Origin of the sequence: Glutamicibacter sp. M10 (assembly GCF_025452055.1) — a bacterium.
GTDB lineage: Bacteria > Actinomycetota > Actinomycetes > Actinomycetales > Micrococcaceae > Glutamicibacter.
The window spans coordinates 761,333-777,880 of sequence record NZ_CP104918.1; the positions used below are offsets into that span (position 1 = coordinate 761,333).

At 56.9% G+C, this 16,548-nt stretch carries 17 protein-coding genes and 3 pseudogenes; 10 read left to right on the plus strand and 10 right to left on the minus strand.

The window, feature by feature from the left end; all coding sequences use genetic code 11:
- Positions 1–25 precede the first annotated feature (25 nt).
- Positions 26–454 (minus strand): MFS transporter, encoded by a 429-nt coding sequence (locus N6V40_RS03745; protein WP_315973801.1) that lies wholly within the window; start codon positions 452–454, stop codon positions 26–28.
- A gap of 553 nt (positions 455–1,007) precedes the next feature.
- On the opposite strand from N6V40_RS03745, the gene N6V40_RS03750 reads away from it, so the two are divergent.
- The 3 genes from N6V40_RS03750 to N6V40_RS03760 all read left to right on the plus strand — a co-directional run bounded on the left by N6V40_RS03750 (position 1,008) and on the right by N6V40_RS03760 (position 3,725).
- Complete coding sequence (locus N6V40_RS03750) at positions 1,008–1,763, plus strand: ATP-binding cassette domain-containing protein (RefSeq protein ID WP_262199065.1); 756 nt, start codon at positions 1,008–1,010, stop codon at positions 1,761–1,763.
- Positions 1,764–1,864: 101 nt separating this feature from the next.
- Positions 1,865–3,019 carry a hypothetical protein gene (locus N6V40_RS03755; protein ID WP_262199066.1) on the plus strand — a complete coding sequence of 385 codons (1,155 nt, stop codon included), beginning with the start codon at positions 1,865–1,867 and terminating at the stop codon, positions 3,017–3,019.
- A gap of 100 nt (positions 3,020–3,119) precedes the next feature.
- Positions 3,120–3,725 carry a hypothetical protein gene (locus N6V40_RS03760; protein WP_165477318.1) on the plus strand — a complete coding sequence of 202 codons (606 nt, stop codon included), beginning with the start codon at positions 3,120–3,122 and terminating at the stop codon, positions 3,723–3,725.
- Here the strand turns inward: N6V40_RS03760 and N6V40_RS03765 are convergent.
- From N6V40_RS03765 to N6V40_RS03790, 6 genes and pseudogenes are all read right to left on the minus strand, one after another.
- Positions 3,722–4,537, minus strand: a complete 816-nt coding sequence (locus tag N6V40_RS03765; RefSeq protein ID WP_262199067.1) for an HpcH/HpaI aldolase/citrate lyase family protein — start codon at positions 4,535–4,537, stop codon at positions 3,722–3,724. The two genes, N6V40_RS03760 and N6V40_RS03765, sit on opposite strands and share 4 nt — an antisense overlap.
- Complete coding sequence (locus N6V40_RS03770) at positions 4,530–5,036, minus strand: MaoC family dehydratase (protein ID WP_131089469.1); 507 nt, start codon at positions 5,034–5,036, stop codon at positions 4,530–4,532. The genes N6V40_RS03765 and N6V40_RS03770 overlap by 8 nt, the downstream gene beginning before the upstream one ends.
- Positions 5,033–6,993, minus strand: a pseudogene (locus N6V40_RS03775) (acetyl/propionyl/methylcrotonyl-CoA carboxylase subunit alpha). Before N6V40_RS03775 ends, N6V40_RS03770 begins: the two are co-directional and overlap by 4 nt.
- Before the next feature lie 15 nt (positions 6,994–7,008).
- Positions 7,009–8,545: pseudogene (locus N6V40_RS03780) on the minus strand (carboxyl transferase domain-containing protein).
- Between the two features lie 69 nt (positions 8,546–8,614).
- Entirely contained in the window at positions 8,615–8,944 is a 330-nt protein-coding gene (locus N6V40_RS03785) for a TetR-type transcription factor C-terminal domain-containing protein (RefSeq protein ID WP_262199068.1), read from the minus strand.
- 218 nt (positions 8,945–9,162) lie between these two features.
- A pseudogene (locus tag N6V40_RS03790) lies at positions 9,163–9,249 on the minus strand (TetR/AcrR family transcriptional regulator); the annotation flags it as partial.
- A gap of 237 nt (positions 9,250–9,486) precedes the next feature.
- Between N6V40_RS03790 and N6V40_RS03795 the strand changes: the two are divergent.
- The gene (locus N6V40_RS03795; protein WP_262199069.1) at positions 9,487–10,251 is read left to right on the plus strand and encodes a carbonic anhydrase; all 765 of its coding nucleotides are present in this window, start codon (positions 9,487–9,489) and stop codon (positions 10,249–10,251) included.
- Positions 10,252–10,437: 186 nt separating this feature from the next.
- On the opposite strand, the gene N6V40_RS03800 is transcribed toward N6V40_RS03795, so the two are convergent.
- A complete protein-coding gene (locus tag N6V40_RS03800) occupies positions 10,438–11,469 on the minus strand; it encodes an ABC transporter substrate-binding protein (protein ID WP_396268318.1) in 1,032 nt (343 codons plus the stop codon).
- Between the two features lie 166 nt (positions 11,470–11,635).
- Here N6V40_RS03800 and N6V40_RS03805 point away from each other — a divergent pair, with 166 nt between their 5' ends.
- Positions 11,636–12,625, plus strand: coding sequence for a FecCD family ABC transporter permease (locus N6V40_RS03805; protein ID WP_262199070.1), 990 nt, complete (start codon positions 11,636–11,638; stop codon positions 12,623–12,625).
- Positions 12,622–13,617, plus strand: coding sequence for a FecCD family ABC transporter permease (locus N6V40_RS03810; protein ID WP_262199071.1), 996 nt, complete (start codon positions 12,622–12,624; stop codon positions 13,615–13,617). The genes N6V40_RS03805 and N6V40_RS03810 overlap by 4 nt, the downstream gene beginning before the upstream one ends.
- A gap of 62 nt (positions 13,618–13,679) precedes the next feature.
- Here N6V40_RS03810 and N6V40_RS03815 read toward each other — a convergent pair whose 3' ends face one another.
- Together N6V40_RS03815 and N6V40_RS03820 are read right to left on the minus strand one after the other, a co-directional pair.
- Positions 13,680–14,255, minus strand: coding sequence for a hypothetical protein (locus N6V40_RS03815; protein ID WP_262199072.1), 576 nt, complete (start codon positions 14,253–14,255; stop codon positions 13,680–13,682).
- Positions 14,252–14,794 (minus strand): RNA polymerase sigma factor, encoded by a 543-nt coding sequence (locus N6V40_RS03820; protein WP_262199073.1) that lies wholly within the window; start codon positions 14,792–14,794, stop codon positions 14,252–14,254. Before N6V40_RS03820 ends, N6V40_RS03815 begins: the two co-directional genes overlap by 4 nt.
- 115 nt (positions 14,795–14,909) lie before the next feature.
- On the opposite strand from N6V40_RS03820, the gene N6V40_RS03825 reads away from it, so the two are divergent.
- The 4 genes from N6V40_RS03825 to N6V40_RS03840 are packed head-to-tail and all read left to right on the plus strand — an operon-like array spanning position 14,910 to position 16,548.
- The gene (locus N6V40_RS03825) at positions 14,910–15,422 is read left to right on the plus strand and encodes an Asp23/Gls24 family envelope stress response protein (RefSeq protein WP_131089856.1); all 513 of its coding nucleotides are present in this window, start codon (positions 14,910–14,912) and stop codon (positions 15,420–15,422) included.
- 24 nt (positions 15,423–15,446) lie between these two features.
- On the plus strand, positions 15,447–15,623 hold the full coding sequence (locus N6V40_RS03830) for a hypothetical protein (protein ID WP_165477316.1): 177 nt from the start codon (positions 15,447–15,449) through the stop codon (positions 15,621–15,623).
- Positions 15,624–15,628: 5 nt separating this feature from the next.
- A complete protein-coding gene (locus tag N6V40_RS03835) occupies positions 15,629–16,000 on the plus strand; it encodes an Asp23/Gls24 family envelope stress response protein (RefSeq protein WP_262199074.1) in 372 nt (123 codons plus the stop codon).
- Complete coding sequence (locus N6V40_RS03840; protein WP_262199075.1) at positions 15,997–16,548, plus strand: DUF6286 domain-containing protein; 552 nt, start codon at positions 15,997–15,999, stop codon at positions 16,546–16,548. Before N6V40_RS03835 ends, N6V40_RS03840 begins: the two co-directional genes overlap by 4 nt.

Sequence of the window (16,548 nt, forward strand, 5' to 3'; positions counted from 1 at the left end):
CCTCGGCGGGGGAGTTGGCAAAAGGTCAACGTAAAAACGGAATGATCAGTAGGGCAAAGGCGGTGACCACGAGGGCCACAATCCGCCAGGAGCCGTTTTCAATGATGGCAACGATGGAAGGTAAAAAGATCAGCTGGCCAGCAGCGTTGGCGCCAGAGAACAGCCCCATCACCAGACCTCGTCGCTTGCTGAACCAGCGGTTGGCGACTACTGAACCGAAGACCAAGGCCATGGCGCCGGTTCCCAATCCGACAAGCACGCCCCAAAGCAACCACAACTGCCAGTAGTGGCTGATAAAAACGGACAGTCCGGCACCGGTGGCCACCAAGGCCAAAGCTGCCATCGCCACCTTGCGCATCGAATAGCGTTCCAGCAAGGTGGCAGCAAAGGTGCGGCCAAGCCGTAAACCACCAGGTTGATGGTTACTGCTGTGGATAGTTGAGAACGCTGCCAGCCGAACTCTGCTTCAAGAGGTTCAAAAATGCGCCGGTGGTGGACCGAAAGCCGCTGCCGCAACCAAGGCCAAAGTGGTGACGATGGCTACCAGCCAAGCCCGGTGTACTCGGGGACGCCGGGCGGAAGGCGGAGTTATTGCGGAGTCGGGCTGATCGTTCATAAACAAAGCATCACACTGGCACGCACCTGTGGCCTAGTTCGTGACTGTTCTTGCCATGCGCAACAACACCCCACGCGGCACGTTTCCTGCTGGGTAGTGACTTGCTGGGGCACTGTGCGGTCAAGCGAAGGGACGCTGGTGACAGTGTGAACAGTCGCATTCCCCTGTCGTCGACGTTCTGAGATTGACATTAAGTTCTACATCCGAAAAAATACTTACGATTGTTTCATTATGTGAGGTCAATCTATCTTTTGACCCATCTAGTGATAATAAACTAAATACCACTTAAGAGGCATGGCGATCGTCAGTCGCCCATTTTGCAGGAGTCTACTTTTGTTGAGCCACAAGCTACGGGCAAGCGCCCTAGCCGGAGTAAGGACTGCCCTGCCTGATGAAGAGCATTAAGATCTGTGTGACTAGCTACGCGTACTCGTCCAAGGCGAAAATTTTTCAAGATCTGAATCTTGAGTTCCACTCTGGAAAAACAGCACTCTTGGGCCCCAATGGCGCCGGGAAATCTACATTGATGTCCCTTATGGCAAGTGTGGTGACGCCCTCCGCCGGAACTATCGAGATTATCGAGGCTGGCGGGGAACGAATCGGTACTCGCCACTTGGGAAAATTTCGTCGTCTTGTGGCATGGTTGCCGCAAGACTTTTCGCCCGTCGCAGGACTCACTGTTTTGGAACACGTCAGATACTCAGGCTGGCTGAAAGGGATGTCCAGGAAGGCTGTAAAAGAAGCGGCACCGCAAGCGCTTTTAGCGGTCGGGCTAGAGACTCTTTCAGAGAAGAAAGTCACTGAACTATCAGGCGGACAGCAACGACGGCTAGGTCTAGCTGGCGCACTAGTTCACCAGGCAGGCGTGGTTCTTTTGGACGAGCCTACCGCAGGACTCGACCCTAGCCAGCGGGATCGGTTCCGTCAGATCTTGGCCTCCTTGAATGATGAGAACATAACCGTGGTTTCCACGCATCAGACCGAGGACATCGACGGATCTTTTGATCATGTAGTTGTGCTTGTTGGTGGACGCGTTAGGTTCAACGGATCGGTCAGCGAGTTCATGGCTGTAGCTCCAGCGAGTGTTACGGATCCTCGTGATCGAGTACGGCTGGCCTATGCGGCATTAGTTGAAGGCGAGATCTGAGGATGCTTCCTATATCTCGTCGACCAGCGTGGTGGCTGTTAGCCCCCGGTATGATCTTGGCGGCTTTGTATGTGCAACAGTATGTGTCAAAGGAGCGGGTCTTGGCCGATGCTCAAGCAGCCGTGGCGGCCTCTGGACTACTGCTCATATTTGCTGCGTCATTGGTCAGCGTCTCGGCTGCTGTCGAAGTAGGGCGTGATAGGTCCAGCAGGGGAGTCGCTGAGGTCGCGGTACGGGGCAAAATAATAGTGGCCTGTGCGCGGCTCTGGCCCAGTCTTGTAGCCGGCGCTCTCATCCAACTTGTCGGAATTCTCCTATTGCTGGGCAAAGCTGGTTCTTCACCCAACAGATTCCCAGTTCTCATCGCCGTCGGTCTGTTCAGTGCTTTGTTCTTCCATGCGGGAATAGGGATGTTCCTCGGCACATGGCTACGAGCGCGCTTTGCAGTTCCTCTGGCGTTGGTGGTCTCCTATATTTGGCTTGGATTCGCCTGGAGCTTTGACTTTGTACCAGTGAGATATTTGGCGGGGCTCGCTTTGGAAGGTTGCTGCTCCCCGGTCGAAACCTTGGATGTCGCTGCTGTCTATTCTTTGATGGTGTTCTCGGTCCTAGGCTTCTTCGGATTTGTGCTCCTGGCCATGGGCGTCAGCGGTAGGAAGATCCTGCCCCGTGGAAAGGCCGCCTGGTTGCGTGTCACCGCAGGTCTGCTGGTGCTCGTCCTGGCGGCTTCGCTGGGCTTGTTCATTGCGCGTCAGGTGGCGGCGACCCCGGTGAAAGCTCGCCCACTATCAGAAGCTGAATGCTCCGCAACCGTTCCAGAAGTCTGCCTGTTCCCAACACAGCTGGCACGTGGAGATACTCGTCCGGTGTATGCCGATACTTTCGAGGCCTTAGAACACCATGGGATGCGAAAAATAACCAAGGTCTATTCAACTAGCACAGCACAAGTGCCGGTCCTCTCAGACGAGGGCGTTGCAAATGTCATGGCCGCACCAGGCCAATCGCGCACCCGTGCAGTTGAATCGGCAGCCAGCACTTACGCGGATGCTCTTACCTACATTGAGTGTCCTCAAGAAACCTCCGCTGATGTTTACGGATGGGCCGAAGTACTGAAGGCTTGGTCAGTTCAAACTGCGGCTCAGGAAGTACTTGCACCGGACGAACGGGCAGGCTTGCCGGATACGAGCATGCTGGAATCGGTCTCGATCCCGGACGAGACGGATTTTTTGGGCAGTGGAGCAAACTGCGCAAGTTAGACGAAAAGTCACAGACTCAGTGGGTAACGGTAGCCTATGACCGACTAAGTACATGCCGACTTCCGGATGCGGTCAGCGCGGGTGTCCGGTGAAGTGGGCAATGAAGGCTCGACACTATCGGGTGGCAATGATTGGCGCCGCTATCGCGAGCATTCTGGGAACAATGGCAGGAAATATCAACCTACCAATTCCATTCTTGAGTTCGCTTATTGGCCCTTCGACGATGCCAGCGCCCGTTGTCCCCAGCGTGATTCTGGTGGTATTGACGGGAGCAATGCTTCAATCCGCTGAACTGTATTGGACAGAAGCCTCAGTGCGAAACGTGGTGGCTCATTCAATGCTGATGGCCGCGGGATTGGTTGCGCTGGTCTGCGCCGTTTCTCATCTCACTGGCATCGTGGTGCATGACAATGCTGCTGCTTGGCTGATGGTCAGGGACGTGCTTGGGCTCTTGGTACTTTGGTCGAGTGCAAGAGCCCTCGGTATCAACCGATTTGCTGGGCTTGTTCCAGTCGTCTATTTGCTGATTGCTTCAGCCTTTGCGCGAAATTCGATAGGCGAGGTCCGCGGATGGGCTTGGATCTTGGGTAGAAACCTCAGTGATCCGTGGGGACTGGCAACTATTGGTTCGGGCTGTTTGCTGACATTGTTATATGTTCTTCGACGAAGGCCGTTAGCTGGCACAACTGCCCGGTCAAGCAGTTAGCCCAGCTTCGCGGCGCTGGCGAGGGTAGCCCGAGCCTGACGCAGCAAGGGTTCATCCACCATTTTCCCGTCCAAAGAGAAAACGCCCGGATGGGTTTTGGCCTCGGCGAGGATGCGTTCGGCCAAGGCCACTTCGGCTGCCGTTGGCGCGTAGGCCTGACGGATAATCTGCATCTGGTTGGGATGGATGGAGGCTTTGGCCGCGAAGCCAGAGGCCTTGGCATCCTGAGATTCGAGGAACAATCCTTCGGCGTCTGGGATGTTCAGATACACAGAGTCGATGGCAGCCTTTCCGTTGGCTACCGCATGGATAAGCACCTGGGAACGGGCAAAGCTGGCGACCTGGCGGTAGCTGCCATCGTTATGGCGCGATGAGGTCCCGCCCAGCGAGGCAATCAGATCTTCGGCACCCCACATCAAGGCCACCACATTCGAGGCTGCCGCAATCTGCGCCACGTTGGCGATGCCGGCCGCGGTTTCACACAGCGCCACCACGTCGTAGCCAGCTAGCTGGGCAGGTTCCGCGGCCGACTGCGCCTTGGGCAACATGAGCGTGGTGTAGTTGGTACGCCGTACCGCTTCAAGGTCGCGGGCGAAGTGTTCGGTGTCTACGGGGTTCACTCGCACAATGGTGCGCGCCGGATCTAGGCTGCTTTCCACCAGTGCAGTGCGGGCTGCGTCCTTATTTTCATGGGCCACAGCATCTTCTAAATCAATGATTACCGCATCGGCCCGATCCGCGGCCTTGGTAAAACGCTCCGGCCGGTCCGCAGGGCAGAAGAGAATAGCCGGACCCATCTGGAAACTAGTCATCGGACTCTGCCTTCAACGATTCTTGGTGCGCCTGTTGGGTCCACATCAAACAGGTGCGGGTGGCGGTGGCGACAATCTCGCCGTGCTGGTTGCGTCCGGTATGCGTCATCGAGGCTAAGCCTTGGCCGGGTCGAGATTTGGAGGGGCGCAATTCGGTGATCTCGGTTTCGGTGTACAGGGTATCGCCGTGGAACATCGGGTGAGGGAAGCGCACGTCGTTGATGCCCAGCTGGCCAATGATGGTGCCTTCGGTCAGCTGCGCCACCGATTGACCAATCATGGTGCTCAGCGTCAACAGTGAATTAATCAGCGGCCTGCCGAATGGTTGGGTGGCGGCCCACGCGGCATCCAGATGTAAGCCCTGATTGTTCATGGTCATGGTGGTGAAGGCGATGTTATCCGCCTCGCTCAGGGTGCGACCGGGCTTGTGAACGTAGCTGGCTCCCAGCACCAGTTCATCAAAATACAGGCCGCGCTGTTCAAATCGTTGCTGGCTCATGCTCGGTGCTCCTGTTCAGTTTCTAGGATTGGTTCCACGGTGGCGATCACCTGTTTGGCCTTGACCAGATCTCCTGCCTGTAGCGCCGAGATGTGAACAATTCCGTCAACCGGAGCCAGCAGCTGGTGCTCCATCTTCATCGCTTCCACAATGGCCAGCACCTGGCCAGCGCTTACCTGTTGACCGTCGCTGACTTGCACAGAGATGACGGTGCCCGGCATTGGAGTCTGTACATCGGGGGAGTAGGTGCCCGATTCTTTGGCCAGGCTGGCCAACTGGCGTTCGAGTACTTCTTCACGTGACAGTTTGCGAAAGGCAGCGCTCCATCCCTGATCGCTGAGCCACAGGGTGCCATCGGGGGCAAAAGCATGTTCGATGCTTGTGGGCTCGGCTCCAACCGGCAGTGACGTTTGGACGTGAGTATCACCAACTTCGAAGTGCATGATGATCGGGCGGTGCACCCCGGCCCGCCAGCCATCGCGGGCGCCCCACGGGGTGCGCAGTGTAGGTACTTGCTGATATTCCAGCTGAGCAGCCAGCGCCAATTCGCTGGGACCGATAGTGCGGAAGGTGAACTGATCCATCTTGCGCGCAATGAGATTAGTATCCAACTGTCCGGCGGCCACCTGTTCATCGGCCAACAGCAGGCGCAAATATTCGTTGTTGGTCAGTACGCCCAGTACAACGGTGTCCGCCAGAGCGCGGTCCAGCTTGGTCAACGCCTCGGTTCGATCCTGACCCCAAGCGATCAACTTGGCCAGCATCGGATCATAGTGGGCACTGATTTCTAGCCCTTCGCGCAGGGAACTATCTACACGCACGTTGACCGGTTCTCGAACCTTCAGCACGGTTCCGACCGAGGGCAGGAAACCGGCCGATGGGTCTTCTGCGTACAGGCGTGCCTCGATTGCGTGGCCAACGAGCAATACCTGTTCCTGAGTGAAGTTCAGTGTTTGACCGGCTGCGATGCGCACCTGCCAATCCACCAGATCCAGTTTTTCTCCGTTAACCCGCACCACTTCTTCGGTGACCGGATGCTCCACCTGCAAACGGGTATTCATTTCCATGAAGAAGAACTCGTCCGGATTTTCGTCGCTGACCAAGAACTCCACGGTTCCAGCGCCCACGTATCCGACCGACTGCGCGGCAGCTACGGCGGATGCTCCGATGCGTTCACGGATTTGTGCGCCGTGCTCCAGATTTTCGAACAGCGGGGCAGGCGCTTCCTCGATGACCTTCTGATGTCTGCGCTGTAGCGAGCATTCGCGCTCGCCGAGGTGCACGGTGTTGCCGTGCGAATCAGCCAGAATCTGTACCTCGATATGCCGGGGATTGCGCACCAAGCGTTCCAAGAACAAGGTGTCATCGCCAAAGGCGTTCAGCGCGGTGCGCCGAGCGCTGGATAGAGCTTCGGGGAGCTGATCTACGGATTCCACAGCGAACATACCCTTGCCACCGCCGCCGGCCGAAGGCTTGATCAAGAGCGGGAAACCTACATCGGAGGCCGCCGCCAGGAGCTGTTCATCGCTCAAGCCCGGTTCTGCAATGCCCGGAACCACCGGAACCTGATGGGACTGCACGTGGTTTTGGAACGGATCTTGTCACCCATGAGATTGATGGAGTCCACCGGTGGACCAATGAAGGTGATCCCGGCAGCTTCTAAGGCGCGGGCGAATTCCACATTCTCGGAAAGGAAACCATAACCTGGGTGCACCGCTTGGGCCCCGCTGGTCTTGCAGGCATCAATGACCGCGTTGATGTTTAGGTAGCTCTCATTGGCGGGAGCACCGCCAAGACGGACCGCGGTATCGGCTTGGGTAACGTGTAATGCTTGAGCATCAGCGTCGGAGTAGACCGCAACGGAACGGATGCCCAGCGCTCGCAGGGTGCGAATAATGCGCACCGCGATTTCTCCGCGGTTGGCGACCAGGACCGTATCAAAAAGTTTGCTGTTCATGGTGATCTCTTGGGCCTACATCCTGAAGAGACCGAAGCTGGTCTCTGGTAATTCGGTTCGGGCGCAAACATCTAAGGCAAGGCCAAGCACCCGGCGGGTATCGGCTGGGTCAATGACTCCGTCATCCCATAAACGCGCGGTGGAATAGTACGGGTTTCCTTGAGTTTCGTATTGCTCGCGGATGGGGGCTTTGAAGTCCTCTTCTTCGTCGCTGCTCCAGGAGCCACCACCGGCTTCGATCCCGTCACGCTTAACCGTGGCCAGTACCGAGGAGGCTTGGTTGCCGCCCATCACCGAGATGCGCGCATTGGGCCACATCCACAAGAAGCGTGGGGAGTAGGCCCGTCCACACATTGAATAGTTGCCTGCGCCAAAGGATCCGCCGATGATAACGGTCAACTTGGGGACCCGGGCGGTTGCTACCGCGGTGACCATCTTGGCTCCATGCTTGGCGATGCCGTCCGCCTCATAGTCGCGGCCCACCATAAACCCGGCGAGATTCTGCAGGAAGATCAGCGGGATGCCGCGCTGGTCGCAGAGCTCGATGAAGTGGGCACCCTTCATGGCCGATTCGGAGAAGAGTACCCCGTTGTTCGCAATGATCCCGACTTGGTGGCCGTGGATATGCGCAAATCCGGTGACCAGGGTGGTGCCGTAGTCGGCTTTGAACTCATGGAATTTACTGCCGTCCACAATTCGGGCGATGACTTCGTGCACGTCATAGGGTGCGTTTACGTCTACCGGAACAACGCCGGATAGTTCGGTGCCTGGATAGAGCGGTTCCGTTACCTGCTCGGCAATGTTCCATGCCGGGGTGGGGTTGAGCGGCAGGGTGGAAACGATGTCGCGGATGATCATCAGCGCATGCTCATCGTTTTCGGCCAGATGATCCACCACCCCGGAGGTTTTGGCGTGCAAGTCTCCGCCACCTAATTCCTCTGCGGTGACAATCTCACCGATGGCAGCCTTCACCAGTGGTGGACCGCCAAGGAAGATGGTGCCTTGGTTGCGTACGATGACCGTCTCGTCGCTCATCGCCGGAACGTAGGCGCCGCCGGCGGTGCAGGATCCGAGGACCGCGGCCAGCTGTGGGACCTTCTTGGCGGAAAGCTGCGCTTGGTTGTAAAAATCCGGCCGAAGTGATCGCGGTCCGGGAAGACCTCATCTTGCATCGGCAAAAATGCGCCGCCGGAATCCACCAAGTAGATGCAAGGCAGTCGGTTTTCTAATGCGATCTCTTGTGCGCGCAGGTGCTTCTTTACCGTCATCGGGAAGTAGGTGCCACCCTTGACGGTGGCGTCATTGGCAATGATCAGCACGTGTCGACCGTGAACCAAACCGACGCCAGCGATCATTCCGGCGCCGGGGCAGGCGCCGCCATACATGCCTTCGGCGGCCAGTGGAGCAATTTCCAAAACGGTGAACCGTCATCGAGTAGTTGGTCCACACGCTCGCGGGGCAGTAGCTTACCGCGTGCTACATGGCGTTCCCGAGACTTTTGCGAGCCACCGCGACCAGCGCGTTCGAGGCGTTGATGCAGGTCCGCCAGCAGGGTGGCGTTGGTTTGAGTATGGCTCGCAAATGCTGCGGGATCCGGTTGGGAACGAAGCGTCTTCACTTTTCAGTCCTTGGGCTCGGGTTCGCTGGCAATAACCAGCGGGGCAGGGAGTTCTTTGATGGCCAACGGGAATTCGTCGGTGACGGCGAGCATTCGCATGGCGAGGGAGACAAAATTTAGTTGCACTTCGGGCAATGACAGCCGTCCATCGCGGCGATACCAGTGGGATGCTCCGGTGCCCATTTCCATCATGGCTAGTCGGGCGATGCCCAGGTCCACGGTGTTGAACAGGCCTTGAGTTGTGCCGGTGGCCAGGATGGATGCAAAGAGCTGCTCGTAGTCATCGCGGAGCGCCTGCATGTCTTCGGCGTGCTCGGCGGACAGGGCGCGCATTTCGTGTTCTGCGACGCGGGAGGTTTTGGATTAGTGGCGGTGAAGCCTACGTGGAAGGCAACAAGCAGGGCCAACTGACGTACTGGATCGGTGCTGTCGGCGATGGCCTGCCCGGCTCCTTTGATCATGGAGGTCAGACAATTGTTGATGATGCCAACGAGGAGTTCTTCTTTGCCCCCGACATAGTGATAGAGGGTGGCAGAGTTCAGATTCAAGGCAGTTCCGAGTTCTCGGATACCGGTCGCGGCGAATCCGCGCTGCGCAAAACAGGAGACTGCAGCCTGCTGGATTTGACCCAATTCCATGGACACCACCTTGTGTTCCCAATCAATCGATTGACAGTGTCTATCCAATCCGAGAACCGGTGTGGTGTCAATCACTTTTAGCTCAAGAGGCCGATTCTGGCGAGGTTCTGACAAGCGCGAAATATTTGGAAAATCGTTTATGAATCAAATGCATAACGGTAGGCTTCATGATGGTATTTACATTGAAATCTGAGTTAATGACATTCAGGTGCCCACGAAATACGACCGGAAAGCACTATGCCACGACCCACTGACACCGTCGTCACTGCCCATGTAACTAGCCGGCGAAAGCTCTTAGCTGGCGCCACCGGACTGATCGCACTGGCCTCTCTGAACGCCTGCTCGACACCAGAGGCTACCGAAACCGCTCCTGTCGCTCATGCTGAAACACCCAAGACACCGGACGAGGTACTCAAAGCGCTGAAGGAAGGCAATCAGCGCTATCTTTCGAACGAGCTTCAGCACCCCAACCAAGATGAAGAACGGCGCGACGAGCAGGCCGAGCATCAAAGCCCTTTCGCCCTGATCCACGGGTGCGTCGACTCGCGCGTTACCCCGGAGCTGCTTTTTGATCAAGGAATCGGTGACCTCTTTGTCACCAGAACCGCAGGCGCAGTCCTTGATGACACCTTGGTGGGCAGCATGGAGTTTGCCGTCTCCGAACCTTACTCGGTTCCCCTGTTGGTGATTCTCGGACATACGGCCTGCGGCGCGGTGACCGGAACTCTTCAAGCCATGGAAAAGAATGCCGATAACCCTGAACTGCCCGGAGAGATGGATGACTTCGCGGAGCAAATTGCGCCAGTGGCCCGCAAGGAAAATGTTTCAGGATCAGATGCTGATGCAGTGAACAAGGTGGTCAAAGCTAATGCGATAGCCGTTGCGCAGCAGCTGGTGGAACGCTCGGTCATTATTCGCAAGGCAGTGCAAGAGAAGCGTACCCGCGTGGTTAGCGCCGTTTATGATCTGCAGACCGGCGAAGTGAGTTGGCTGGAAAGCTGAGTTAGATGTCGGCTTAGATCTCAGGACAAGAAGTTAAGTGAAATCCCCGTCGGCTAAGCCGACGGGGATTTCAACGATCATCACTCGCACCTTCAATGAGGTACTTACTACGTTACCCAAGCTTTCTATGCTCGGGCTGAGCAAAAGCTTCGCGGTTGCAGTGCGTTGAGACGGGGTGAGGAATAGTTACTTCACCAAGTTGGTGCGCAGATCATCAAGGACCAGGGATGCGCCAGTTGGGCCTAGGCCTAGGAACCAAACGTCGTCATTCACGCGCACCGCTTGATCGTTTTGAACAGCCTTGAGCTTCTTCCACAGTGGACCTTCAATCGCGGCCTTTTCACCGGTGGCTTCAGGGGTTCCGTAGGAAGTGTAGAAGATCCAGTCCGAGTCTGCCTCGGTGAGATTTTCAGCGGAAATTTCAGCCGCTAGGTCTTCGATGCTTTGGTTCCCTGGACGCTTCAGGCCAGCATCCTTGAGGATGACACCAATCAGTGACTTGTTGGCGTAGAGACGAATCTTTTCTGGCATGAAGCGCAGCAAGGAAATCTCTGGGTCGCCCTTGACGTCGTTGCCTAGGGCGGAAGCTTTGTCCTGATACTTGTTCAGTACGTCCACAGCCTGGGTCTCTTCGCCCAGTGCCTCACCGGCTAGCAGGAAGTTTTCCTTCCAAGGAAAACCTGGACGAATGGAGAAGACGGTTGGTGCGATCTCGTTGAGCTGAGCGTAGAGCTTATCCGCGCGCAGCTGCGAACCTAGAATCAGGTCTGGCTTTAATGCTGCGATGGACTCGAGGTTGAGTTCCTGGATGGTGCCAACGGTCTTGGCGTCCTTAACCTTGTCGGCAAGGTAGCTCGGGATTGGGCTGGAACCTTCGGTGGACGGAATGCCTACCGGGGTGATGCCCAGGGAGATCACCTCATCGAGTTCACCAGTATCAAGAACCACAACGCGCTTTGGCTTTGAGTCCAAGGTTGTGGTGCCGTTGGCGTGGGTGATGGTGCGAGGGAACTGGCCAGCTTCGGCGTCGGAGCCGAACTTTGCAGTCTCCCCATCCGCGGTGGTGAAATGTGCGCCGCCAATCGCAACATCTTTATTGCCCGAGTTGGTGTCGGTAGTGGTGGACGCGCCACAGCCGGCGGTCAGGCCAACCAGCGCTACGGCGGTGGCTGAGATTAGGGCGCGGCGCCATGCGGTGCCCATCTTCGATAAATTCACATCACAAATATACCTTATTTTACTAAGCCTACCCAAAGGTTATGACGCTAAACTTTCCTTGCGCACGGTAAAGTAATCTCGTTCCCTGCAGTACATCTGACGAAGGGCGCCGGTCATTAGCGCTAATCTCACCAGGCCCACCAAACCTGTGCCCAGCACCAACAGCATGAGTCGACAAGTGGTCCTACTCTGTGCGCTCGCGGCGATATTGCTGCTCTTGGTTGTGGCGTCGTTGGCCATTGGATCTCGTTCGTTGCCTTTGGGAAGCGTCATTCACGCTCTGCTTGATTCCGAACCCACAGTGGAACGAAGCATTGTGGTTGAGTCGCGATTACCGCGCGCGGTTCTGGCCTTGTTGGCCGGATTGGGCCTCGGGGTCTCTGGCGTCCTGGCGCAAAGTCTGACACGAAATCCTTTGGCTGAACCCGGAATTCTGGGCGTGAACGCAGGGGCATCGCTGGCCATCGTGATTTCCGTCGGATTCTTGGGAATCCAAAGCTTCAGCGGATATGTATTTTTTGCCTTTATTGGAGCACTGCTGACCACGGCCGTAGTTTATGTGGTGGGAATGCCTCGGCCTGGGTCCAGCGATCCGGTCCGGCTGGTACTCTCCGGCGTAGCTATCGGGTCGGTGCTCACCGGTGTCGGAACGGCCCTATCCTTGGTCAAGCCTCAAGCTTTTGATCAGCTGCGAGCGTGGACTATCGGCTCGCTGCAGGGCAGGGACCCTTCGATTATTCTCACCTTGGCTGGTTGCCTTGTCGTGGGACTAGTGCTGGCGGGCAGCAGTGCTCGCTCCCTTGATTCCTTGGCTCTGGGTGAAGACAGCGCGCGGTCTTTAGGGACCAATGTTGGACGCACTCGCGTGTTGGTTTTGCTGGCAATTACCGTTCTGGCCGGTGCCTCAACCGCAGCGGTTGGCGTCATCGGATTTATTGGCTTGATGGCTCCGCACGCTGCCCGTCGCTTGGCCGGGGCAAATACCGGGTGGATTATCGCTTTCACTGCGTTGTTAGCGCCGATGCTTTTGCTGTGCGCTGACATGCTGGGACGTGTTGTTCTGCCCGGTGAGTTGCAAGCCGGTGTGGTCGCAGCCTTCCTTGGTGCACCATTGCTGATCATGATCGCCCGCGGACGAAAGGCGGTGGCACTATGAGTCTGCGTTCCAAACTACGCGCACCTAGTGCGCTGCTGATCTTGGTGGTGCTCTGCCTGCTGGTCACCGTCCTTGCCATCTCCGGAGGTGAGTATCAGATGAGCCCCTGGAAAGTTCTTCGGGTGCTCTTTGGCGGCGGAGAAGGCATTGAAAACATGGTGATCTGGCAATGGCGGATGCCACGAGCCATGGCAGCTTTACTCTTTGGCGCGGCGCTGGCACTTTCTGGTGCGGTCTTCCAGTCGCTGACCAGAAACCCCTTGGGATCCCCGGACATTATCGGCTTTTCCACCGGTGCCTACACCGGTGCGCTGGTGGCATTAACCGTGCTTGGTGGTGGCTTTGTGGCCACCAGCATTGGAGCGTTGCTGGGCGGTTTGCTCACTGCGGTGCTGGTCTATGCGCTGGCTTGGCGCAATGGAACCGCTGGCTTTCGCCTCATCCTCGTGGGCATCGGTATTTCCTCGGTGCTGGCCTCGTTTAATCACTTCATGGTGCTGCGGGCCGAACTTGATGTGGCCATGGCCGCCGCGGTCTGGGGTGCAGGAAGCCTGAACGGGCTGACGTGGCAATCGGTGATTCCCACAAGCATCCTACTGGTGCTCGTTTCAATCGCTTTGCTGGCCAGTTCATCGCGGTTACAGATGCTGCAATTGGGTGATGACCTGTGTCGGGCGCTTGGCATGCGGGTGGAGCGCACCAAATTATTCTTGGTGGTGCTGGCAGTCCTTCTGGTCGCCGCAGTCACCTCGTTGGCAGGACCCATTGCCTTTGTGGCATTGGTGGCCCCGCAGATTGCTCGGCGTTTAGCCGGAGCTAACGGACTGCAATTACTACCCACCGCCCTTGTCGGCGCGTTACTGCTAGCCAGCAGTGATCTTCTGGCGCAGCGTCTTTTTGCTCCGGTACAGCTGCCCGTTGGTGTGGTGACCGTCGTGTTTGGTGGCGTGTATTTGATCTACCTGCTGAACCGCCAAACCACCCGTCTTTAGAGTGAGGTCATTGTTAATGACCCCACCCGAAAACCGAACAAACACAACTGCTAGTACGCGGACTAGCTTTCTCCGCGCAGTGTGATGGATTCGATGGCGTGACCGTGAAGGTCCTCGATCACCAGATCAACGACTAATTCATTCCAAGAAATCAGCGGACTGATCGCTTGAGAAACGTAGTCCAGTACCTGCTGTTCGATCACCTGAACCGAGCTGTCCTCGGCCATGCTCACATGGCATTGCGCCTTCCACGCGAGGTGCGGGATCGCGGTATCGGTGGCCTTAAATTCCGTGAAATTCAACTGAGCCGTGGTTGAACTGGCAAACACCGCTCTGATGGCTTTGATCAGGTCCAACGAGGACATCCGTTGCGGCTGACCCGTCGCAGAATCCTGCACATCCCACACGCGTTGACGCGGCACAAAGCCTGCAATCTTGCCCAAGATGCCTTGAGAAAAGGCCTCGGATTGATGCTCGGGCATAGAAGTTTGCAGTAGCTGGGTGATGAACCCATTCTGATCTTTGAGTCGCTGGCGCTCGGCATGGCACCAGCGGCACTGCAACTCGTGCAGATCGGCTGGCTCATCGAGGTTCAGTAGGACGTCTTGGGTGGATCGTCCGCAGGGAAGGGTAGTCATGACACCGCCTCGCTGATTGCATTGCGTGCCCGTGCAAGTCGACCTCGCACAGTTGATTCTGAAACGTTGGTTACTAGCGCGGCTTCTTTGTAACTCATTTCTTGGAGCGCCACCAAGACGAAGGTCTGGCGTAGTGCTGAGGGCAACGAATTAATAATCTCCCACGCATCGGCGATTTCCCCACGTTGTACGGCAATATTTTCAGGTAATTCGCGTTCGGCAACCGGGGTTCGCTCTAGTGCTTCGCCATCTACAGGTTGTTGATCGTTCGCCCGTTGGCGGATTCGATCCAGGCAGATATTTCGAGCCAAACGATAGAGCCACGTTTTGAATGCAGCGCGTTCGCGAAGTGAGTCCAAAGACTGCCAGGCGCGGATCCATGTATCCTGTGCTGCGTCTTCGGCGTCATGCCAACTGCTAAAAAACGTCTTGCAGTACTGACGTAGCCCGGGAGTCATGCCGGAGACCAGCTCGCCGAAAGCCTCAGGATCGCTTTCCATGGAGCGACCAACAAGAAGAGCCAGTCGGGTCGGGTCCAAAGACTCCTCCTAATGTGATCTAAGTCACGTGCAAAACGTGTGAGGATTTCTGTATAGCTCTCGTCTGTACGAGTGTAAGGCACAAAATATCCGTTCAATGAATGAGGAGACCATCATGGTGCAACGCGATTCACAAAGCCCGATCATCAAGCCAACCGGCGAAGAGCTGGAGCGTCAAGCAAAGGCCAACGCCGCAAATGAAGCGCAGAACAATGAAGAACTGCGCGGTCCACTACACACTGAACTGGGCAAGACGACCATTGAAGATCGTGTTGTTCAGAAGATCGCCAGCATCGCCACCCGCGAGGTTTCCGGCGTTTACGCCATGGGCAATGCAGCACGTCGAACCTTCAACTCACTGGCCGAACGCATCCCTGGTGCACAGGCCAACTCCGCTGGTGGAGTGAGCGTTGAAAAGGGTGAGCAGCAGACCGCCATCGACGTATCGATCGTGGTTTCCTACGGCTTCTCAATCGTTGAGGTCTCCAACGAGATCCGCTCAAACATCATCGCTCAGGTTGAGCGCGCCACCGGCCTGGAAGTTATCGAGGTGAACGTCGAGGTCACCGACGTACATCTTCCAGAAGACGATGACGACGACACCGAGCCCCGCGACGGCCTGAAATAACAGTCCGCACTTAAGGAGCAGAACATGTTACACGTCAAGTGGGGTTTGATCATTGGAGCCCTCGCCGGGCTGCTGATTGCCTTCGGTTCGTTTACCCAGTTTGTAGTGGTGGCATTCTTCGCCATCATCGGTGCCGCGGTCGGATGGCTCTTGCAGGACAGGGTTGATCTTAGCCAAGTGTTCAACAAACGTCGGCGGTGAATCAAATGACAGAGCTGTCCTCAAACCGTGGCAACACCACGGTGAATACGGCCGTCTATTCAAAAATCGCCGCTCAGGCCGCCTACAAGGTGCCTCTGGTTGGTTCGGCCGCCGGAGGGATCTTGGGGCTGCGCAAGTACAAAGATTTTGACAGCCGTCCCAAGGCCAAAGCTGAGGTGCTCGGAAGTGCGGTCATCATCGAGTTGGACCTAGGGCTGAGCTATCCGAGCAATGTCCAACAAGCCTGCGAAGACGTGCGGGACATGATCGCCGAGGATCTTTATAAGTATCTGGGCGTCGAAAACGTCCAGACCGACATTCGGGTGAGTTGGATGTCTTCACCGGATCAAAACACAGGGAACAGGAGACTGCGATGAGAAGATTCTGGCACGTGCGCAGTGCTCGCACGCTGGCCTTGATGATCACGTTAATCACCTTGTTGGCCGTGAGCATTCTCCTCGCGCTTTCCTGCATCCTGCGATTGGTTAGTGGCCAATGGACCGGCCCTGCTGAACAGGTTCTGAATACGCTCAGCGGTATGCGCCTCAATGACAGCCTGGCAGTTAGCGTCATGGCAGTTCTTGCGGTGCTCGGCCTTGTGCTGCTGCTTTGCGCGCTGATCCCGGGACGCCGCCTAAGCATCCTGTTGGACACCGATGATCCTGGAGCGGAATCGGAACAAGCAATGTCGTGCCGGGGCATCTCCACCTTGGTGGGCTCCGCGGTTGAACGAACCGACTCGGTGACTCGGGCCAGCGTAAAGACCACGCCGGCCTGGGTGCACGTCAGTGTTCAGACTCCGGCGCACTCGGTGGAACGCGTTCGGCAGAACGTGCAAACGCGGGCGCAAAGTGTGATTGATGGCCTGCCGTTGCAACAGGCGCCCAAGGTTAAAGTCTCGGTCCAGCAGCGAGGAGGGAACTAA